The sequence below is a fragment of the Aeromonas sp. ASNIH7 genome (assembly GCF_002903485.1).
In the GTDB taxonomy this organism is placed as follows: domain Bacteria; phylum Pseudomonadota; class Gammaproteobacteria; order Enterobacterales; family Aeromonadaceae; genus Aeromonas; species Aeromonas caviae.
On the sequence record NZ_CP026226.1, the window covers coordinates 1,847,111 to 1,866,136 of the forward strand.

General features: G+C 62.4%; 21 protein-coding genes and 1 pseudogene. 14 read left to right on the forward strand and 8 right to left on the reverse strand.

Annotated elements, in window-relative coordinates:
- Positions 1–128: 128 nt before the first annotated feature.
- The 5 genes from C2U47_RS08765 to C2U47_RS08785 all read right to left on the reverse strand — a co-directional run bounded on the left by C2U47_RS08765 (position 129) and on the right by C2U47_RS08785 (position 5,889).
- A complete protein-coding gene (locus C2U47_RS08765; RefSeq protein WP_049636720.1) occupies positions 129–968 on the reverse strand; it encodes a PfkB family carbohydrate kinase in 840 nt (279 codons plus the stop codon).
- A 60-nt stretch (positions 969–1,028) separates the two neighbouring features.
- Positions 1,029–2,000, reverse strand: coding sequence for a LysR substrate-binding domain-containing protein (locus C2U47_RS08770; RefSeq protein WP_041212153.1), 972 nt, complete (start codon positions 1,998–2,000; stop codon positions 1,029–1,031).
- Between the two features lie 153 nt (positions 2,001–2,153).
- Positions 2,154–2,882, reverse strand: a complete 729-nt coding sequence (locus C2U47_RS08775; RefSeq protein WP_010672496.1) for a glutamine amidotransferase-related protein — start codon at positions 2,880–2,882, stop codon at positions 2,154–2,156.
- An 83-nt stretch (positions 2,883–2,965) separates the two neighbouring features.
- Positions 2,966–4,462, reverse strand: coding sequence for a CoA-acylating methylmalonate-semialdehyde dehydrogenase (locus tag C2U47_RS08780; protein ID WP_039039524.1), 1,497 nt, complete (start codon positions 4,460–4,462; stop codon positions 2,966–2,968).
- A 98-nt stretch (positions 4,463–4,560) separates the two neighbouring features.
- Positions 4,561–5,889, reverse strand: a complete 1,329-nt coding sequence (locus C2U47_RS08785; RefSeq protein ID WP_045522440.1) for an aspartate aminotransferase family protein — start codon at positions 5,887–5,889, stop codon at positions 4,561–4,563.
- Positions 5,890–6,060: 171 nt separating this feature from the next.
- On the opposite strand from C2U47_RS08785, the gene C2U47_RS08790 reads away from it, so the two are divergent.
- From C2U47_RS08790 to C2U47_RS08810, 6 genes and pseudogenes are all read left to right on the forward strand, one after another.
- A complete protein-coding gene (locus C2U47_RS08790; protein WP_010672493.1) occupies positions 6,061–6,603 on the forward strand; it encodes a cupin domain-containing protein in 543 nt (180 codons plus the stop codon).
- A 250-nt stretch (positions 6,604–6,853) separates the two neighbouring features.
- Entirely contained in the window at positions 6,854–8,350 is a 1,497-nt protein-coding gene (locus tag C2U47_RS08795) for an aldehyde dehydrogenase (RefSeq protein ID WP_041212149.1), read from the forward strand.
- Between the two features lie 124 nt (positions 8,351–8,474).
- The gene (locus C2U47_RS23050) at positions 8,475–8,648 is read left to right on the forward strand and encodes a hypothetical protein (protein ID WP_010672491.1); all 174 of its coding nucleotides are present in this window, start codon (positions 8,475–8,477) and stop codon (positions 8,646–8,648) included.
- A gap of 122 nt (positions 8,649–8,770) precedes the next feature.
- Positions 8,771–9,666: pseudogene (rarD, locus tag C2U47_RS08800) on the forward strand (EamA family transporter RarD).
- A 56-nt stretch (positions 9,667–9,722) separates the two neighbouring features.
- Positions 9,723–10,526, forward strand: a complete 804-nt coding sequence (locus C2U47_RS08805; protein ID WP_049636721.1) for an AraC family transcriptional regulator — start codon at positions 9,723–9,725, stop codon at positions 10,524–10,526.
- An 85-nt stretch (positions 10,527–10,611) separates the two neighbouring features.
- A complete protein-coding gene (locus C2U47_RS08810) occupies positions 10,612–11,250 on the forward strand; it encodes a LysE family translocator (protein ID WP_049636722.1) in 639 nt (212 codons plus the stop codon).
- Positions 11,251–11,303: 53 nt separating this feature from the next.
- Here the strand turns inward: C2U47_RS08810 and C2U47_RS08815 are convergent, their stop codons facing one another.
- Entirely contained in the window at positions 11,304–11,969 is a 666-nt protein-coding gene (locus C2U47_RS08815; protein ID WP_041212148.1) for a chromophore lyase CpcT/CpeT, read from the reverse strand.
- A 198-nt stretch (positions 11,970–12,167) separates the two neighbouring features.
- Between C2U47_RS08815 and C2U47_RS08820 the strand changes: the two genes are divergently transcribed.
- Positions 12,168–12,611: an SRPBCC family protein gene (locus tag C2U47_RS08820; RefSeq protein WP_049636723.1), complete on the forward strand. Its 444-nt coding sequence runs from the start codon at positions 12,168–12,170 to the stop codon at positions 12,609–12,611.
- Between the two features lie 127 nt (positions 12,612–12,738).
- Positions 12,739–13,395: a DUF3313 domain-containing protein gene (locus C2U47_RS08825; protein ID WP_049636724.1), complete on the forward strand. Its 657-nt coding sequence runs from the start codon at positions 12,739–12,741 to the stop codon at positions 13,393–13,395.
- Between the two features lie 60 nt (positions 13,396–13,455).
- On the opposite strand, the gene C2U47_RS08830 is transcribed toward C2U47_RS08825, so the two are convergent.
- Complete coding sequence (locus tag C2U47_RS08830; RefSeq protein WP_039039533.1) at positions 13,456–13,956, reverse strand: DUF1993 domain-containing protein; 501 nt, start codon at positions 13,954–13,956, stop codon at positions 13,456–13,458.
- Positions 13,957–14,246: 290 nt separating this feature from the next.
- Here C2U47_RS08830 and ydfZ point away from each other — a divergent pair, with 290 nt between their 5' ends.
- Complete coding sequence (ydfZ, locus tag C2U47_RS08835; RefSeq protein WP_010672483.1) at positions 14,247–14,444, forward strand: putative selenium delivery protein YdfZ; 198 nt, start codon at positions 14,247–14,249, stop codon at positions 14,442–14,444.
- Positions 14,445–14,548: 104 nt separating this feature from the next.
- On the opposite strand, the gene C2U47_RS08840 is transcribed toward ydfZ, so the two are convergent.
- A complete protein-coding gene (locus tag C2U47_RS08840) occupies positions 14,549–14,890 on the reverse strand; it encodes an SH3 domain-containing protein (protein WP_049636725.1) in 342 nt (113 codons plus the stop codon).
- A 237-nt stretch (positions 14,891–15,127) separates the two neighbouring features.
- On the opposite strand from C2U47_RS08840, the gene C2U47_RS08845 reads away from it, so the two are divergent.
- The 5 genes from C2U47_RS08845 (at position 15,128) to C2U47_RS23055 (ending at position 18,951) form a co-directional block, all read left to right on the forward strand.
- Positions 15,128–15,913: a hypothetical protein gene (locus C2U47_RS08845; protein ID WP_049636726.1), complete on the forward strand. Its 786-nt coding sequence runs from the start codon at positions 15,128–15,130 to the stop codon at positions 15,911–15,913.
- A gap of 287 nt (positions 15,914–16,200) precedes the next feature.
- Complete coding sequence (locus tag C2U47_RS08850; protein ID WP_049636727.1) at positions 16,201–17,094, forward strand: LysR family transcriptional regulator; 894 nt, start codon at positions 16,201–16,203, stop codon at positions 17,092–17,094.
- A gap of 210 nt (positions 17,095–17,304) precedes the next feature.
- Positions 17,305–17,835 carry an REP-associated tyrosine transposase gene (locus C2U47_RS08855; protein WP_049636728.1) on the forward strand — a complete coding sequence of 177 codons (531 nt, stop codon included), beginning with the start codon at positions 17,305–17,307 and terminating at the stop codon, positions 17,833–17,835.
- Positions 17,836–18,239: 404 nt separating this feature from the next.
- Entirely contained in the window at positions 18,240–18,728 is a 489-nt protein-coding gene (locus C2U47_RS08860) for a DUF262 domain-containing protein (protein WP_435301497.1), read from the forward strand.
- Complete coding sequence (locus tag C2U47_RS23055; RefSeq protein ID WP_199766846.1) at positions 18,721–18,951, forward strand: hypothetical protein; 231 nt, start codon at positions 18,721–18,723, stop codon at positions 18,949–18,951. The genes C2U47_RS08860 and C2U47_RS23055 overlap by 8 nt, the downstream gene beginning before the upstream one ends.
- Positions 18,952–19,026 lie beyond the last annotated feature (75 nt).

Below are 19,026 nucleotides of genomic sequence, written 5' to 3' on the forward strand. Positions count from 1 at the left end.
GAAGATGTACATAAATCGACACTTTCTTTGATTGATCGCAAACTTGCCGCCTCAGCGAGGGGTTTTGGCGGTTTCCGTCGACAAATCCCCACCTCTTCTACCATCGCCGGAGCCGTTGTCCGGCGAGTTCAGTGGGGCTGCTTCAGCCAGTTGCGCAGCGCCTGGGAGGGGATGGAGCTCTCGGAGGCCACCGCGAAAGCGCCCCAGTCCACGGCGCACTGCAGCGCATCGGCCATGGCCATGCCCCGCGCAAGACCGTGGATGAGACCGCCCGCGAAGGCATCCCCCGCCCCCGTGGTATCCACCACGGAGACCGGTCGCGCCGCCACCCTGACCTGCTCCTCCCCGTGAATGGCCACGGCGCCCGCCTTGCCCTCGGTCAGCACCAGCCATTCAAGCTGCTCCCCTGCGAGCTGGCGGGCATGCTGCCAGAGGTCGCTCACCTCGCCGAGATCGGAGCGGGAGGCCACCAGCACGTGGCAGGGGCGGCGGGCCTGCCCCCCCTTGGGATACTGGGCCACTACGAAACTCTTGGCGAGCATCTGGCGCATGTAGCCCACGATGGCGGTGCCCGGATAGTTCACATAGAGGCAATCCACCCCTTCGGTCGGCAGATCCCCCGGCAGATCCGGACGACGTGGGCGCCTGAGAATGGTGCGCTCACCGGTGGCGTCCACCAGCACCAGCAGCTCGCCGGTCTCGCCGCCAAAGCGTTCCACATGGCTGCAATCCAGGCCGTATGAGGCCGCCTGCTCCAGCAGCCAGTCACCGGTGTCGTCCAGCCCGACCCGGGAGGCGATGATCACCTCGTGCCCCGCCCACACCAATCCGATGCCGGTATTGGCGGCGCCGCCGCCGAGCCTGCGCCCCTGATCCACGTATTGCAGCCGCGCCCCCGCCACCAGGGGTTCGGCCAGGGAGAGCACATGATCACAGTTGAGATTGGCGAGCAGCAGGATGCGGGACATGGAAACCTCGGCGGGAGGAGGCCGACACCCCGGGGTGCCGGCACAGAAACGGAAGCGGGATCAGTAGACGGGCAGCTCCACCCCTGACAGCAGCTCGTCGATGCGCGCCTGGGTCGGCTGCTGCATCACGTTCTGGATCATCTCCTTGGTGAGATGGGGGGAGAAAGAGCTGATGAAGTCATACATGTAGTTCTGCAAGAGGATGCTCTTGCTGAAGCAGATCTGGGCCGGGCAAGGCTCGAACAGGTGCTCCAGATTGATGGCCACGAGGCCGGGGGCATCGCTATCGTTGGCAACCAGGGAGGAGATGATGCCGATGCCAAAGCCCAGCTCCACGTAGCGCTTGATGACGCCGGCATCCATCACCGTCATGTAGTAGTTGGGAGTGAGGCCGGCCGCCTGGAACACCCTGTCCTGCACCTGACGCCCGGTGGCGCCGCTCTCGTAGCTCAGGATGGGATACTGGCAGAGCTGCTCTAGGGTCGGCTTCTTCACCTTGGCCAGGGGGTGCTCCTGGGGCACCACCAGGGAGAGGGTCCAGAGGTAGGCGGGCAGCGCGATCAGCTCCTTGTCGAAGCCTATCTCGTGGGCCACGATGGAAAAATCCGAGTATCCCTTGCTGATCTGTTCCTTGGTGGCGGACATCACAGGATGCAGGTGGAACGAGATCTTGGGGTACTTTTTGGTGAAGTAGGTGACGCTTTTCGGCAGCAGGTAGCGGGCGATGGTGTGGGTGGTGTGGATGTTGAGGGTGCCCACGGTCGGATCCAGGTACTCCCGGGAGATGGCCTTGATCTTGCTCTCGATATTGAGCATGGCCTCGGCACACTTGATGATCTCCTCCCCCACCGGGGTGATCCGGTGCAGGTGCTTGCCGCGGCGCTCGAAGATGCGCACCCCCAGCTCGCTCTCCAGCAAGCCGATCTGCTTGCTCACCCCAGGCTGGCTGGTATAGAGCGCATCGGAGGCAACGGAGACGTTGAGATTGTGGTCCCGCACCGCGATCAGATACTTCAACTGCTGTAGTTTCAAGGTTGCCCCCTCACAGACTGACGCGGCGCTCGTCGATGGACTAGGCCGCCAAAAATGGCGGCCAGTGTATCATCCGGACTGGGCATATCGCCGCTTGATCCTTCATTTTGCTACAAAATCTAGCATCAGCGCGGTGGATATGACAAACGGGGTTCAGCGCGCGTCGGCCCCGATCGGCAGGATGCCGAGGAACTGCAGCAGCCACTGCATCATGGTGGCGGAATCCACCTCCCCTTCCAGGGAAGAGAGACTGCTCTGGTAATGTGCATCGGGCAGCCTGTCCCGTCGCCGCTCGATCAGGGCCCGGTTGTACGCCACCGAGAATTCCGGGTGCCCCTGGATGGCGACGATGTGATCCCCCTGCAGGAACATGAAGTTGGGGCAGAAGTCGTTGCCCGCGAGCAGGGTCGCCCCCGGCGGAAGCTGCTCCACCTGATCCTGGTGGCTTGCCAGGATGCGGATGGTGTCCAGACCCGGCGCCATCCAGGGTTTTGTCGTCTGCATGGCATGGACCGACACCCCCAGCCCCCACCCCTTGGTGGACTTCATTACCTCCCCTCCCAGCGCCTGGGCGATCACCTGGTGGCCGAAGCAGACCCCGGCCAGCTTGACGTTGGCATCGTGGGCCCGGCGGATCCAGTCGCGCAGCGCCAGGATCCAGGGGATGTCGCTGTAGGCATCGTGGCGCGAGCCGGTGATGAGCCAGGCATCGCATTCGGTCAGATCCGGGGGCAGATCGCCGTCGAGGGCGGACCAGACCCGAAATTCCAGCTCGGGGGCCAACGCCCGGAAACCCTTGATAAACATCTCGGAGTAAACGGGACCAAAATCCCCCACCAAATCGGGGTCCAGCCGGTCACAATCGAGAATACCCAGTCGCATCTGTTACTCCTTGACAGAAGCGCCCCCGCAGACCGGCGGCCTGCGGGGGCAAGAGATTAAAGCCATGGCAGCGAGCCGGGGGCTCACTTCATGGTCGGCATGGAGAACTCGGCGCCGGCGCGCAGGCTCTGGGGCCAGCGGGCGGTCACCGTCTTCATCCGGGTGTAGAAGCGCACCCCATCCGGCCCGTGCATGTTGAGCGGCCCGAAGATGGACCGTTTCCAGCCACCGAAGCTGTGAAACGCCATGGGCACCGGAATGGGAACGTTCACCCCTACCATACCGACCTGAACCCGCGTGGTGAAGTCCCTTGCGGTATCTCCGTCACCGGTGAAGATGGCGGTGCCATTGCCGTACTCGTGTTCGTTGATGAGGCGCAGGGCCGTCTCGTAGTCCGGGGCCCGCACGATGGCGAGCACGGGGCCGAAGATCTCCTCCCGGTAGATGCGCATCTCGGGGCCGACCCGATCGAACAGGCTGCCCCCGATGAAGTAGCCCTCGCCATGGCTCAGGCCCCGGCCATCCACCACCAGCTCGGCCCCCTCGGCCACTCCCTGATCCACGTAGCCGCGCACCTTGGCCAGGTGTTCCCGGCTGATGAGGGGCCCCATCTCGTTCTCCGGACTCTGACCGAGACCGGGGCCGACCCGAAGGGCCGCCACCAGGGGCGAGAGCTTCGCCACCAGGGCATCGGCGGTCTCGTCACCCACCACCACGGCCACCGAGATCGCCATGCAACGCTCGCCCGCCGCGCCATAGGCGGCCCCCATCAGGGCGGAAACCGCCTGATCCAGATTGGCATCCGGCATGACCACCATGTGGTTCTTGGCGCCGCCCAGGGCCTGCACCCGCTTGCCGTGAGCCGAGGCGGTGGCATAGATGTACTGGGCGATGGGGGTGGAGCCGACAAACGACACGGCACCGACCCTCGGGTCGGTCAGCAGCACGTCCACCACCTCCTTGTCGCCGTTGACCACGTTGAGCACCCCGTCCGGCAGGCCCGCCTGCTTGAGCAGTTCGGCCATGCGCAGAGAGAGGGACGGATCCTTCTCCGAGGGCTTGAGGATGAAGGTGTTGCCGCAGGCCAAGGCCACCGGGAACATCCAGAGCGGCACCATGGCAGGGAAGTTGAACGGGGTGATGCCGGCGCAGACCCCCACCGGCTGCATCATGGAGTGACTGTCCACCCCGCGGCCCACGTTGAGAGAGTGCTCCCCCTTGAGCAGGTGGGGAATGCCGCAGGCAAACTCCACCACCTCCAGCCCCCGGGTCAGCTCCCCCTGGGCGTCGGAGAAGACCTTGCCGTGCTCGCGGCTGATGAGCTGGGCCAGCTCGTCCCTGTGCTGCTCCATCAGCTCCTTGAAGCGAAACAGCACCCGGGCCCGCACCAGCGGCGGGGTCTGGGACCACTCCCCAAAGGCGCGCTCGGCGCAGGCAATCGCCTCGGCACACTCATCGGCCGTGCTGAGAACGACGGAGCCCTGCTGCTGGCCGGTGGCCGGATTGAAGATGGCACCGAAACGCTCGCTGCGACTCTCGGTCGTCTCGCCGTCGATGAAGTTGTCGATCCTGTAACTCATAAATCCTCCGTGATGGGTCATCCGTCCTCCCCTCGCCGCGCCGGGGCAGCACAGGGGGATGACGCCCGGGACGAGCGCCATCCTGTGTGATGTGGGGGTCAGTCCTGGGCCTGCAGGGCGTCCTGCAGCAGGGTGAAGAGATCGTCTATCTGGCTGCGCTCGATGATGAGGGGAGGCGACAGGGCGATGATGTCGCCGGTCACCCGGATAAGCGCCCCCTTCTCGAAACAGCGCACGAACACCTCGTAGGCCCGCTTGCCCGGTGCATCGGGCATGGATTCGAGCTCAATGCCCGCCACCAGGCCGTAGTTGCGCACGTCCTTCACGTGCTTGCAGCCCTTGAGGGAATGGGCAGCCTCCTCCCAGTAGCCCGCCAGCTCGGCTGCCCGGGTCAGCAGATTTTCGCTCCGGTAGATCTCGAGGGTGGCCAGACCCGCCGCCGCCGCCACCGGGTGGCCGGAGTAGGTGTAGCCGTGGAACAGCTCGATGGCCCCCTTGCCCGCCGCCATCATGTCGTCATAGATATGGTTTTGCACCAGCACGGCCCCCATGGGGATGGCGCCGTTGGTGAGCCCCTTGGCGCAGGTGATCATGTCGGGGATGACGTCGAACTCCTGGGCGGCGAAGGGGGAGCCGAGGCGGCCGAAACCGGTGATCACCTCGTCAAAAATCAGCAGGATGCCGTGTTTGGTACAGATCTCCCGCAGCCGCTTGAGATAGCCCTTGGGGGGCATGATGACCCCGGTGCTGCCGGCGATGGGCTCGACGATGACCGCCGCGATGTTGCTGGCGTCGTGCAGGAAGACAATCTTCTCCAGTTCATCGGCCAGGGTGAGGTCTTCTGCTGGCAATCCCTTAGTGAACGCATTTTTCCCTATGTTGAGGGTGTGGGGCAGATGATCCACCCCGGTCAGCAGGGAGCCGAACCACTTGCGGTTGCCGGGAATGCCCCCCACCGAGATGCCGCCAAAACCCACCCCGTGGTAGCCGCGCTCGCGGCCGATGAGCCGGGTACGGGTCCCCTGGCCGCGAGCCCGCTGCCAGGCCAGCGCAATCTTGAGCGCGGTGTCCACGGACTCCGATCCGGAGTTGGTATAAAAGACGTGACCGAATCCCTTGGGGGCGATCTCCACCAGCCGGTTGGCCAGCTCGAACGGCAGGGGGTGGCCCATCTGGAAGGTGGGGGCAAAATCGAGGTGGGAGATCTGCTGGGAGACCGCCTCGGCGATCTCGCGCCGACCATGGCCTGCGTTGCAACACCAGAGTCCGGCAGTGCCATCCAGTATCTTGCGGCCATCCTCTGAGTGATAATACATCCCCTCTGCCGACTTCAGGATGCGCGGCGCCGCCTTGAATTGCTGGTTGGCGGTGAACGGCATCCAGAATGCGGACATGTCGGGGGTATTGATGTCGCTGACAGGTTTCATGGTCACCTCATCCTTAAGGCGTTTAGTAACACCCGGCTCATGCCTATTAAATTAAACACCTGAATCCATAAAAAAGGGCTTTTATCGCCCGGCTTGGTGTCACCCCTCAGGGGTGGTATAAGATATTTAACACAATTTTAATAATAGTAAACAGTCAAGGAGTGTCTATCGATGGATATCGGTCACCGCCTCAAGGCGGTTCGCACCAAGGCGGCCCTCTCCCAGCGCGAGCTGGCAAAACGCTCCGGTGTGACCAACGGCTTTATCTCCCAGATCGAGAAAAATCAGGTGAGCCCCTCGGTGGCCTCCCTGCGCAAGGTGCTGGAAGGCATCCCCATGTCATTGGCCAGCTTCTTCACCGACGAGACGGAGATGGATTCCGAGGTGATCTTCCGTGCGGACGACATGCCGGATCTCGGCACCCACCCCATCAGCTACCGTCTGGTGGGTCACAGCCGCGCCAACCGCGCCATCGGCATGATGCAGGAGATACTGCCCCCGGGCGCCGACACCGGTGACGACATGCTGAGTCACGAAGGGGAAGAGTGCGGCATCGTCATCCGGGGTCAGGTGGAAGTCACGGTAGGCGAGCAGGTTCACCTGCTGGCACCGGGGGATGGCTACTACTTCGACAGCCGCACTCCCCACCGTTTTCGCAACGTGGGGGATCAGGAGTGCGTGCTGATCTCCGCCAACACGCCCGCCAGCTTCTGACGGGCCTTCTCCCGGAACAGCCCGCCGGGATCCCCCCTGCCCGGCCCAGGGATCAGGCCAGCGACACGGGCTCCCGCCCCGCCGCGCGACCCCCGACACCACAGGCCAGGGCCCCCGGTTTGACCCGCCGTTGGCCCGGGTTGTTCGGGGTCAGTGTTTAATGAATTGTTACAAGATGGATTTACAAGCGGCAGGATGTTTAGCATATTGATACGCGGAGACTGACTTTCTGCCGGTTCAAGGAGTGAACATGAGTGACCTGACCCTGGCCCAGTGGCAACACAAGGCCGCCCATCTGACCCTGCCCTCGCAAGCCTTTATCGACGGCACCTACCGGGATGCCGTCAACGGCGCCACCTTCGATTGCATCAATCCGGCCAACGGCCAACTGCTGACCAAGGTCGCCTCCTGCGACGCCGCCGATGCCGAGCTGGCGGTCAAGGCGGCCCGTGCCGCCTTCGACGACAAGCGCTGGTGCGGCCTCTCTCCCAAGCAGCGCAAGCTCATCATGCAGCGCTTCGCCGAGCTGATGCGCCTGAACCTGGTGGAGCTGGCACTGCTGGAGTCCCTGGATATGGGCAAGCCCATCGGCGACGCCATGGGGTATGACGCCCCCGCCGCCGCGAACTGCATCGCCTGGAACGCCGAGGCGATAGACAAGATCTACGATCAGGTCGCCCCGGTGGAAGAGTCCGCCCTGGCCCTGGTGACCCGCGAGCCCCTCGGTGTCGTGGCTGCCATCGTGCCCTGGAACTTCCCCCTGGTGATGGCCTGCTGGAAGCTGGGCCCGGCGCTCGCCACCGGTAACTCGGTGATCCTCAAACCCTCCGAGAAATCCCCCCTCACCGCCTTGCGCATCGCGGGTCTGGCGAAGGAGGCGGGCATCCCCGACGGCGTGTTCAACGTGCTGCCGGGCTTTGGTCACACCGTGGGCGAGGCGCTGGCCATGCACATGGACGTCGACTGCATCACCTTCACCGGCTCCACCAAGATCGGCAAGCATCTGGTGCAGTGCTCCGGGAAATCCAATCTGAAACGCGCCTTTATGGAGTGCGGCGGCAAGAGTCCCAACATCGTGCTGGCGGATGCACCGGATCTGGACGCCGCCGCCAGAAGCGCCGTCGGCGCCATCTTCTACAACCAGGGGGAAGTGTGCACCGCCGCCTCCCGCCTGCTGGTGCAAAACAGCATCAAGCCCCAGTTCATGGAGCGGCTGCTGGCCCACGCCCGCGAATGGATCTCGGCCAACCCGCTCGACCCCACCACCCGCATCGGCGCCATGGTGGACCACATCCAGATGGAGCAGGTCCTCAACTACATCGCCATCGGCCAGCAGGAGGGCGCCAAGCTGCTGCTGGGAGGCAAGCGCACCCAGCCCGAGGAGGGCGGCTACTATATCGAGCCCACCATCTTTGACGACGTGACCCCGACGATGCGCATCTTCCGCGAGGAGATCTTCGGCCCCGTGCTGGCGGTGACCGGCTTCGACACCCTGGAAGAGGCCATCGCCCTTGGCAACGACACCGACTACGGCCTGGCGGCCGCTATCTGGACGGCGGATCTCAACCAGGCGGTGAAGGGGTCGCGCGCCCTGCGCGCCGGCACCGTCTTCGTCAACAACTGGGATGGCGGCGACATGACCATGCCGTTTGGCGGCTTCAAGCAGTCCGGCAACGGGCGCGACAAGTCCCTGCACGCCCTGGAGAAGTACACCGAGCTGAAAAGCACCTGGATCCAGCTCGAATAACGTCATAAATGACGCTTATCAACAAAACAGGGGGAGAAATCCCCCTTTCTCATTTTTACTCTTTTATCCCCTCGCTCAATCGATATAATCGTCAAATAGCAAGCCATTAAATTTAAAGATAAAAATGCTGTTTTTTCTGGGAAGTGTACTGTTTCTGGTGGTGGGACTGCCGCTGCTGTTCTTCGTGCTGGGTCAGGGGGAAGCCTATGTCACCTGGGGCCCCTGGATCTCCGCCATCGCCCTCATGCTGTGGCTGCTGATGGACGTGGAGAAGATCCGCCGCGGGGGCGGTCGCTGAAGTCGCTCCTGCTGTTAAAATCCCGTCAGACCCATTTATTGTCTTCTTTCCCTGCAGAAGGATCGCTACACTGACTTTTTGCGATGTTTCCCGACATCCGCACTCCAGTGAAGGTTATCCGCATGCAACAACAGATCCAGCGCCAGGGCGTCCTCTATGCCCTCGGCGCCTACACCCTTTGGGGCCTGGCACCCATCTACTTCAAGTCCCTCTCCGCCGTGCCGGCCGCCGAGATCCTGACCCACCGCATGATCTGGTCCTGCGCTCTGTTGATGGTGCTGGTGCTGCTCGGACGCCAGTGGCACAAGGTGCAGGCGGTGCTGCGCCAGCCCAAGGTGCTGCTCACCCTGGCCTTCACCTCCGTCACCGTCGGCGGCAACTGGCTGCTGTTCATCTGGGCCATCAACAACGGCCACATGCTGGATGCGAGCCTGGGCTACTACATCAACCCCCTGTTCAACGTGCTGCTCGGCATGGTGTTTCTGAGCGAGAAGCTGCGCCGCCTGCAGTGGTGGGCGGTGGGGCTCGCCTTTGTCGGTGTTGCCGTCCAGCTCATCGCCTTCGGCTCCCTGCCCTGGATAGCCCTGGTGCTGGCCTCGAGCTTCGCCATCTACGGCCTCATTCGCAAGAAGCTGGCCCTGGACGCCCTCACCGGCCTGCTCATCGAGACCCTGATCATGCTGCCGCCGGCCGCCTTCTATCTGTGGGGCATCGCCGACAGCCCCACCAGCCACCTCACCCAGAATGACTGGCACCTGAACCTGCTGCTCATCGCCGCGGGCGCCGTCACCACGGCCCCCTGCTCTGCTTCACCGCGGCGGCCACCCGGCTCAAGCTCTCCACCCTGGGCTTCTTCCAGTACATAGGCCCCAGCCTGATGTTCATCCTGGCGGTGACCCTGTATGGCGAGGCGCTGGCGCTGGACAAGATGATCACCTTTGGCTGCATCTGGAGCGCCCTGGTGCTGTTCAGCCTGGATGGCCTGCGCAGCGGCAAGCGGCGCCAGGAGGTCGGCTGAGGCGCCGGCGCAATAATCTACAAGCCAAGGGGCCGCTTTCGGGGTATCAATAGGGGATGAACGCACCCCAATCCCGCATCCACTACTGGCAATCCCGGCTGCTGCCGGGGGTTGAACTCTCCCACTCCCACCACAGGGAGTTCAGCTATGGCCGCCACGTGCATCTGGACTACCACATCGGTCTGGTGCAGCGGGGCGGCCAGAAGTTCATCCACAAGGGGAACAGCCACAACCTGGTGCGCGGCGAACTCTCCACCGTCAACCCGGACGAAATGCACGACGGCCTCAGCCTGCTGCCGGAAGGGTACGAGGTGCGGGTCTTCTCCATCGCCCCCGAGCAGCTGGCCCGCTGGCTGCCGGAACACCCCGAGCCCTTTTTCCACCAGGGATTGCAGAGCCGCCCCGACCTCTATCAGGGCTTTGCCCGCCTGCACATGCACCTGGACGGCCCTTCCCCCGACGGCCTGCTGGCGGAGAGCCAGTTGCTGGCCCTGCTGGGCGAACTGTTCCGGCTCGCCCCCGAGCGCCACGCCCTGGCGGATCCCCAGCTCAGGTTCCTGCGCGACCATCTGCTGGCCCGGCTGGACGAGCGCCACACCCTGGAGGACCTGGCCGCCCTGTTCGGGCTGGATCGCTTCGCCTTCCTGCGTCAGTTCAAGAAGAAGACCGGCATGACCCCCTATGCCTGGCTCAAGCGGCTGCGCCTCGAACAGGGCAAGCGCCTGCTCGGCAGCGGTCTGCCGGTGAGCGAAGTGGCACTGGCGGTGGGCTTCTTCGATCAGAGCCACTTCCACCACGGTTTTCGTCAGGCCTTCGGGCTCACCCCGGCGGAGTATCGCCAGCAGATGCTGCCCGCCTGAATCGTCGCCGCTGCAATCTTTTACAATCTCCCGTCCCCCGTCCTGCCCCATGCTGTCACCTCCATACCGCTGTCGGAGGTCTTTTATGTTCACCAGCCTGTTTCTGACCCTGGGTCTCGTCCACCTCGTCGCCCTGGCGAGCCCGGGCCCGGATTTCGCACTCATCCTGCGCACCAGCCTGCACAGGCCCACCGCCCTCGGAGCGGCCCTTGGCATCGCCCTCGCCATCCTGCTCCACGCCACCCTGAGCCTGACCGGCATCAGCCTGCTGATCGCAAGCCAGCCCTGGCTCTTTCTCGCCGTGAAACTGGTGGGTGCCATCTATCTGGGCTGGCTGGGCTGGGGGGCGCTGAAAGCGGCCTGGCAGGGAAGCGGGGATCTGGCGCTGCGCGCCGGAGGCGAGCGGCCGGGCTGGCGCAAGGGGGTGAAGAGCGGGCTGGCCACCAATCTGCTCAACCCCAAGGCGATGCTGTTCTTCATGGGACTGCTGGCCGCCATGGTGACGCCCCAGGTGGATGGCCTGACCCGGGGATTGCTGATCCTGGAGCTGTTCCTGCTCTCCCTCGTCTGGTTCAGCGCCCTGGCCTGGAGCCTCTCCACTCCCCGCGCCCAGCACCTGCTCGGCCGCATCCAGCGCCCGCTCAACCTGATAACGGGCCTGCTGTTTGGCGCGGTCAGCCTCTCCATCCTGGTGGATCTGCAGGGGCACTGGCCAGCAGCCTGACCGGCACGTCCTTGTTGGCGGCAAGCAGAGAGGGGCCCTGACGGACGGCGCGACTACTCCCCGCGCCGCATCCCCTTGCGCAGGTAGACGTAACCCTCCCCCGGGCTGCCCCAGCGCTGATGGGCGCCGTTGTCATAGGCCCTGTCCAGCAGCCGGACGCTGTCCGGGCCGATCCAGAGGTACTGCACCAGGGTGGTGGCACCGCCAAAATCGGTGGCGCAATGCCCGACCCGGGTCTGTCCCTTGTACTCCCCGCCCGGCTGGCGGGTCAGCCAGATCTCGCACCCTTCGCGCAGGGAGAGTTGCTGCGGGGTGAGGGAGTCGAGCAGCTCGGGCCGACGCCAGGCGCCGGCAAAATCCGTGGCCCTCGGCATGGTCAGTTCGGCCATCAGGATGCGGCCATCGGGCAGGGAGGAGAAGCGGTAGATGCGCTGGCGAAACGGTCGCTGCGCCCGTTCGGTCAGAAACTGCTCCGCATAGACCCAGCGGAAGGGGCCCTCCCCGGGCCAGATCTCCACCAGCCGCAGCTCGGCGCTGGTGAAGCGGGCATCGAAAGTGGCCTGCTCCTGGCTGGAAAACTCCCCCGAGAACCAGGAGAGCAGGGGCTCCAGCCTCCCCTGCGTGGCATGGGGGCCGGGGGCCGTCACGAAGGGGACGGGCGCCGCCCAGATCAGGCTGGCGTAAAACAGCCCCAGCAGGGCCGCCATCAGCTGTGTCATCGAATCCTTCCGAGTCGCTTGCATGGCGGCGATTATATGAGCGAACGGTGACAATAACCTCTATCTTGATCAACTCCTTGAAGAGAAAACGAAAAATCCTCTCTGCAGGCGAAAGGAGGCGACGCACCCCCGCAGGCCACGGGGATGACGGCTATCCTTGCTGCGACCCGTCCCTGTTGCCGCCAAGAGGAGTCCCCCATGAACACAGTCACCCTGCACCGCGTACTCAAGGCCCCGCCACAGCGGGTATACCAGGCCTTTATCGAGCCGGACGCCCTGGCCAAATGGCTGCGCCCCCATGGCTTCACCTGCAAGGTGGCGGCGCTGGATGCCAGGGTCGGCGGCCAGTTCAGGATGTCGTTCACCCACTTCGCCAGCGGCCACACCCACGCCTTCGGCGGCGAGTATCTCGCGCTGGAGCCGGGCAAGCGCATCCGCTACACCGACCGCTTCGACGACCCCAACCTGCCGGGGGAGATGCAGGTCACCATCACCCTCACCCAGGTGCTGTGCGGCACCGATCTCGCCATCGAACAGGCGGGTATTCCGGCGGTCATCCCGGTGGAGATGTGCTACCTCGGCTGGCAGGAGTCCCTGATGCAGCTCGCCACCCTGGTGGAGCCCGAGATCCCCGCCGAGTGACCCGACACGGGGGCACCCCCGGTGGCCCCCGCACAGATACCCCTTGTGAGAGAGGGGCCTGATCAGGTATCTCTGTGGGCAGGGCGGGCTGCGTCCTTGCAGCGACCATCCACCGCCAGGAGCCCCCATGAAACGAGTCTTGATGATGACCATGGCTGCCGCCCTGCTGGGCGGGTGCGCCGTGAAGAACCAGGTCACCCACAGCCTGCAGGCGATCCCGCTCACGGCCTTCCAGCAGAGTGAAAGCAACCCCAACCAGCGTATCTACAAGGAGCCCGGCGTGGATCTGCGCCAGTACCATCAGGTGCTGCTCGATCCCTTGCAGTTCATCCGCCAGGAGAACGGCCAGTGGTATCTGCTGACCGCCAACGAGCAGAACGAGATAGGCCGCTACTACCACGCCACCTTCCAGCGGGAGCTGATGAGCCAGGGCGTCAAGATGGCTACCGAACCCGGTCCCGGCGTGATGCGGGTGCAGGCGGCCATCACCAACTTCGACCTGACCCACCCCGACCCCAAGCTGCGGGATCTGCTGCCCGCCAAGATCGCCATCAACGTCACCCGCGAGGTAATAGGCAAGGAGCCCTATCTGCTCAGGGTGGGCAGCATGGCCCAGTTGCTCGACGCCCAGAGCGGCAAGCTGCTGGTGCGGGTGATGGACGCTCGCGAGAGCCCGGACACCACCCACAAGGATTCCCCCATCACCGCCGAGGAGATGGAGAAGATGATCGATCAGTGGGCCGCAAGTCGCGCCAAACAACTGGCCGACAACCTGGGGCGCTGAGCCGGGCCGAAAACGACAAAGCCTGCCAGGGGGCAGGCTTTGTCGTCGCTGAAGCGCGGTTTATTGCAGGTTCAGACCACCCAGGTAATCCCGCTTGCCCAGATCCACCCCGGCCTGGCGCAGCAGGGCATAGGTCATGGTGAGGTGGAAGTAGAAGTTCGGGATGCCGTACTCGTGGACGCAGCTGTGGCCGTCCATCCCCTTGCCACCGGCCCAGTAGGGGTAGTAGTGGCCGCTCGCGTACTGGCTGAAATCCGCCTCCAGCTTGCCTTGCAGGTAGGCGATGGTCTTGGCCACGTGGGCGCGCAGATCCGCCATGGTCTTGGGATCATCCCCCAGCACCGGCGGCTCGCTCAGGCTGGCGGTGGCCACCACGGCGCGGGCGCTGTCACAGCAGATCAGCACCTGCTTGCTCAGGGGCAGCATGTCGACGATGAGGCGCTCATTGAAGAAGTTGTCCACGTTGAATTTCTTTGCCTCGGCGTGGGCCTCGGCCTTGGCCAGACACTGGTCCAGGTTGGTCAGCATCTTGATGAACTGGGCTGCGATATCACGATTCATAATGCACTCTCGGTTGGTTGAAGGCAGTAAAACGAGCGGCTCCACTATAGCGCATCCCCCTTGCAGTTCGAGCCCGAGGGGATGAAAAGCGGGGGCGTCCTCCCTGCCCTGCGACAGGCGGTGGCGATCACCGGCGGGCAGCGAGACCAGAGCGCCATACCCCGTCGCCGCACCGCGTCCCTCTTTCCCCCTTTTTTGATCTGTGACAGGCATCTCGTTTTTCGAGGGGCGTAGTCTGGAGCCCGTTGCCCCGGCACGGGCCGAGGCACCCATCCCACAAGGAGAATGCCATGAAGATCTACGATCGAAACCGCAATGTGCTGACCCTGGGCCAACGGGTGATGATTGCCGCCACCGGCGCAGTCGACACCCTCAAGGAGGCGCACACCGACAACCTGACCCCCTATGAGGCGGAACATGAGAAGTGCGTGCTGCTGACGAACAGCCAGGAGCGCTACGCCCCCATCGAGTTGATTAGACTAGGCTGATCCCGTTTTCCGTCACCCTACTCTTTACAATTCACCCGGCCGCCGCGTCCGTCGCTGGCCGGGTTTCTCTCTCCGCTCTACTCCTTCTCCGAGCCGCTGCCACCTTATGAGGGCGAGGCGATGCAGCTTGCCGGTATCCAGCCTGATTGCCCCGCTTCGTTGTGAACCCAGAGCCAGCCTGCCAGCTCCCGATCCACCCGTACCCGCTCCCCCACCGCCACGTCCAGCTCCCGGGCGGTATAGTCCTGGCGCGCCTGCGCCTCCCCGGCGCCGATCGGGGTCAGCAGGGACAGGGGCGCCCACCCCTCGTTGCCGTCTGCGGTAAAGGTGCGCACCCAGCCCGGAAACTCGTCGTCCTCGTAGCCGATGCGCACCCGCTCTCCGGCCCGAAAGGCGATGGGATTGGGGTAGCAGGTGTGGTGCGCCGTGGTGATCAACGCCAGCATTGTCTCGTCCTCCGACAGGTTCTGATGAGTAACGTCCAGAGTCATACCACAAGCCGGGCCCCGTTGCGTCAACCGGGCTCACACCCCCTGGCAGAGGGCACGCTCCCCCAGGGCGGGCCGACGACCCTGATCCCCACGATTCATTACTGTCAGTGAATTTTCATATCATCCGAGTGTCATTTCAGTGAACACATCACCGCCCTAGACTGCTTCTCGAACCTTAACGAGGAGTCTTGTATGAAACTCACCCCTATCCCGCTGCTGGCCGGCACCCTCGCCTCGGCCTTCTCTTTCAACACCTTCGCCGGTGACATCGTCTCGGTGCAGTTCAGCGATGGCCGCCCCGCCGTGACCGGGGTCGAAGCGGTCAACAACGCGCTCAACCCCATCGGCGTCAACGTGGTCACTGTCGACATTCCCGAGGCCGCCAGGCCGCTGCTTGAAGCCTCTCACCGCCGCGCGTTGACCAAAGCGGAGCACGGCGCCCTGATCTCGGCCTTCAACCTGAGTCAGGGAGAACTGCTGGAGCAAGCCAGGCTCGCAGGGCGCGCGCCTGCGGTGCAAGGGGGCGGCGTCGCCACCGAAGAGACCGGCGTCGGCCCCTACCCCAAGGTCTATGACCTGATGGCGCTGGACGAGCGCACCCGCAGCGCCGTGCTCGGCAAATATGGCCGCATGCACGTCAACTCCGCCGAGGACGGCACCGACATCGACGAGGTGATGACGGTGGTCAGCGGCGGCCCCTTCCGCTGGGGCTTTACCCTCAAAGACGGCAGCATCGCCCGCTTCCAGATAGACAAGGTGGGCCTTGAGGACAAGGCCGTGCGGATCAGCTATCACGGGCTCGGCATGCACGCCGGGTTGATGGATGCAAAACAGGGGCTGCTGGTAGCCTTCGCCCACGGCCCCAGAGCGTTCACCATGCGCTACCAGGCCGACGTGCCCCACGCGCAGTTGCTTGGCACCAACCCCTGGGCCGATGTCGGCATCACCCTGCCCCCCGCCCCTGGCAAAGTGCAGTAAGCCGGTGCGTGCCATCTGGCGGCGGGGCCCGGGCCCTGCCGCCTGCTTTTATGCCTGCTATGCCTGCCGTCACGGGCCGGGGAGCCCTGGGCTCATCGCCTCCCTTTCGTCTGCGTCTCTGTCGGGCCCGCCACGCCCCGGAGGGCCATGATCCGGGCCGGTCTGCCACGGGCAACTCTCTGTCTGGCGGGGGATGGGGGGTGGACACCCCGGGGAACCGCACTATTGTGATAAAAGTGCGCAATGATGGCGCCATCATTTACCAGTAGTGAATTAACGGGGGCAGGATGAACAAGATCACGGCGCTGAACGTCTTTCGCCGGGTGGTGGAAATGGGCACCTTCAGGGCAGCGGCGGACGATCTGCGCCTCTCCCAGGCGGCGGTCAGCAAGAACATCAACGAGCTGGAAGCCTTTCTCGGCATTGCGCTGATCAACCGCACCACCCGGCGGCTGAGCGTCACCGAAGCCGGCATGGCCTATTACGGCCAGATATGCGCCGTGCTGGACAGCCTGGAGGCCGCCGACCAGTCCATCATGGCTGCCTCCTTCAGCCCCAGGGGCAGGCTGAGGATCGGCATGCCCATGTCCTACGGGCTGATCCGCCTCAACCCCCTTGTCTGCGCGTTCCAGCGCCGCTATCCGGAAATCGGCATCGAGGTGATCCTGAGCGACGCCTACATGGATCTGGTGGATCAGGGGCTGGACGTGGTGATCCGGGGGGCTGGCACCCTGGAGGACTCCACCCTGCGCGCCAAACCCCTGTGCGAGGTGCAGCGGGTGCTCTGCGGCGCCCCCGACTACCTGAAGGAGGCGGGCCAACCCGCCCACCCGGCGGATCTCAAGGCCCACAACTGCCTGCGCTACAGCCTCTCCTCCTCCCCCAACAAGTGGTTCTTCACCCGGGACGCGGAGAGCGTGGCGGTGGAGCTGCCCCCCGCCAGCTTCTGCGCCAACAACGGCATCGCCCTGAAACAGGCGGCGGTGCAAGGGCTCGGGGTGATCCTGGTACCGGATGAATTCGTGTCGAACGACCTGTCGGACGGCACCCTGGTCAGATTGCTCCCCGACTGGCAACCCGACCCCCACGCCCTGTTCGCCGTCTACCCCTTCCACAAGGAGCAGTCCCGCAACGTGCGGCTCTTTATCGAATTTATCGTCAAGGCGTTTCAGCCGAGGTAAGTCAGACAGGCGGGAGCTTGGGATATCCGCCTGCATGTAGGTTCGATTAGCGAAGCGTAATCGGACGTTCGCGTAATCGGACAATCGGACAATCGAACGATCGCGTCACCGGTCCATCCCATCATCTGACAACCGCGCGACGGGGCCCACGAACGGATCGCCGGGCGGCAAGGCTATGCTTGACTTTTCTGCCGAAGATAGGGGAAATGCATGGCCAACTGGCGGCGGGCATGGTGGCCCGGAGGAACCTGGTTCTTTACCGTCAACCTGCTGGAGCGGCGCAACAACCGGTTGCTGGTGGAGCAGATCGACCTGCTGCGCCATAGCGTTGCCAAGGTGCAACAGGCTCACCCCTTCGCCATTCATGCATGGGTAGTGTTGCCCGACCATCTCCACTGCATCCTCTCTTTACCGCAGGGGGACACCGATTTCCCCCTGCGGTGGCGGTTGATCAAAAGCCACTTTTCCCGCGCCTTGCCGGTGACCGAGCGGCGTAGCCAGACCCGGTTGCGCCACGGGGAGCGGGGCATCTGGCAACGCCATTATTGGGAACACCTGATCCGGGATGAGCAGGATTACCGCCACCATATGGATTATGTCCATATCAACCCCCTCAAACATGGTCATGTCACCCGGGTGGCCGATTGGCCGTATTCCACCTTCCATCGTTACGTGGCGAGTGGCGTCTATCCGCCGGATTGGTGCGGGTCGGTGGATGGGGTGTTGGGAGGATTGGAGTAAACCCCTAAAAGGGTTGTTCCGTTGTAAACGTCTGATTACGCGATCGTCTTACGCGATCGTCCGATTACTCGATCGTCCGATTACGCTTCGCTAATCGAACCTACGCACTACGCACGTTGTCGCAAAAAACGGATTTATTAAAAACTTATTTGTATAATTCATATCTGGTTATTACTATGTGCTTTCAGTCATATGAATGGTAAAAATATTATGAAAGATTTCATTACCCAGTTAGGGAAGGTGCTAACAAGTCACTTGGCACAAAAACACACCATTCTAAATTATTGATATTAAATGGCTAAACTTTTTAGTTTTGGCGCATAGGGTACTTATTCGCACCTTCCTTAGAGCAAGAAACAAGAAAGGTTGACTTTGATTCTTTCGATATTTCTGTTAAAGAAATAATATCCATGTCATATGATGATATTATCGATGTTGCACCTGAATATCAGCGCCAATTTAGATGGCCAGCCGAAAATCAATCAAAATTAATTGAGTCTGTTTTTCTTGGCATTCCTGTTCCAAGCTTGTTTATGGCTGCTAACAGGGATGGAACGTGGGAGTTGATTGATGGTGTACAGAGATTAAACTCATTGATTCATTTCGCTGGTTCACCTGAACAGCTAAAGAAATTTTCTTTTGAGAGTCCTCTCGTATTAAAAGATTTGGAGATTTTGAGTGAGTTTAATGGTTGCACATTTGATGATCTTCCATCAACATTAAAACTAAAATTTTCACTTCGTCCTTTGAAAGTTACAACGCTTAGTGATAAAAGCGACATGAAAGTAAGATTTGATCTTTTTGAACGATTGAATACTGGTGGTATTAAGTTGACAGATCAAGAGATACGGGGCATGTGTATTTCGTGGTCAATTCAACGATTTCTTGACTGAACTTTCTCTCAATCAAGACTTTAATGCTGTTGTTAACTTACCTGACCCGAAGTTAAATGATGGTACTAAACAAGAGTTAATACTTAAGTTCTTTGCATATAAAAATAACCGTGATGAGTTTGATCATAGTGTCGTTGGTTTCTTAAATAATTATATGGCTGAGTCTGTTAAAAGTTTTGATTACTCTAAAGAACGTAAAATATTTGAGGAGACTTTTTCGTAAGTATTCACCGGAACAGTATTGACACAGGAAAAATGAGACGATCGTCTCTTGATCCCACTTTCCTGCTTGCTTGAT

What these genes read in the sequence shown, in the direction of transcription:
- ydfZ (WP_010672483.1), top strand. Translation starts at nt 14,247, where the DNA reads ATGAAGATCTACGATCGAAACCGCAATGTGCTGACCCTGGGCCAACGG.
- C2U47_RS08785 (WP_045522440.1), bottom strand. Translation starts at nt 5,889, where the DNA reads ATGAAACCTGTCAGCGACATCAATACCCCCGACATGTCCGCATTCTGG.
- C2U47_RS08825 (WP_049636724.1), top strand. Translation starts at nt 12,739, where the DNA reads ATGAAACGAGTCTTGATGATGACCATGGCTGCCGCCCTGCTGGGCGGG.
- C2U47_RS08820 (WP_049636723.1), top strand. Translation starts at nt 12,168, where the DNA reads ATGAACACAGTCACCCTGCACCGCGTACTCAAGGCCCCGCCACAGCGG.
- C2U47_RS08850 (WP_049636727.1), top strand. Translation starts at nt 16,201, where the DNA reads ATGAACAAGATCACGGCGCTGAACGTCTTTCGCCGGGTGGTGGAAATG.
- C2U47_RS08775 (WP_010672496.1), bottom strand. Translation starts at nt 2,882, where the DNA reads ATGCGACTGGGTATTCTCGATTGTGACCGGCTGGACCCCGATTTGGTG.
- C2U47_RS23050 (WP_010672491.1), top strand. Translation starts at nt 8,475, where the DNA reads ATGCTGTTTTTTCTGGGAAGTGTACTGTTTCTGGTGGTGGGACTGCCG.
- C2U47_RS08810 (WP_049636722.1), top strand. Translation starts at nt 10,612, where the DNA reads ATGTTCACCAGCCTGTTTCTGACCCTGGGTCTCGTCCACCTCGTCGCC.
- C2U47_RS08765 (WP_049636720.1), bottom strand. Translation starts at nt 968, where the DNA reads ATGTCCCGCATCCTGCTGCTCGCCAATCTCAACTGTGATCATGTGCTC.
- C2U47_RS08830 (WP_039039533.1), bottom strand. Translation starts at nt 13,956, where the DNA reads ATGAATCGTGATATCGCAGCCCAGTTCATCAAGATGCTGACCAACCTG.
- C2U47_RS08815 (WP_041212148.1), bottom strand. Translation starts at nt 11,969, where the DNA reads ATGACACAGCTGATGGCGGCCCTGCTGGGGCTGTTTTACGCCAGCCTG.
- C2U47_RS08780 (WP_039039524.1), bottom strand. Translation starts at nt 4,462, where the DNA reads ATGAGTTACAGGATCGACAACTTCATCGACGGCGAGACGACCGAGAGT.
- C2U47_RS08855 (WP_049636728.1), top strand. Translation starts at nt 17,305, where the DNA reads ATGGCCAACTGGCGGCGGGCATGGTGGCCCGGAGGAACCTGGTTCTTT.
- C2U47_RS08840 (WP_049636725.1), bottom strand. Translation starts at nt 14,890, where the DNA reads ATGCTGGCGTTGATCACCACGGCGCACCACACCTGCTACCCCAATCCC.
- C2U47_RS08845 (WP_049636726.1), top strand. Translation starts at nt 15,128, where the DNA reads ATGAAACTCACCCCTATCCCGCTGCTGGCCGGCACCCTCGCCTCGGCC.
- C2U47_RS08795 (WP_041212149.1), top strand. Translation starts at nt 6,854, where the DNA reads ATGAGTGACCTGACCCTGGCCCAGTGGCAACACAAGGCCGCCCATCTG.
- C2U47_RS08790 (WP_010672493.1), top strand. Translation starts at nt 6,061, where the DNA reads ATGGATATCGGTCACCGCCTCAAGGCGGTTCGCACCAAGGCGGCCCTC.
- C2U47_RS08805 (WP_049636721.1), top strand. Translation starts at nt 9,723, where the DNA reads ATGAACGCACCCCAATCCCGCATCCACTACTGGCAATCCCGGCTGCTG.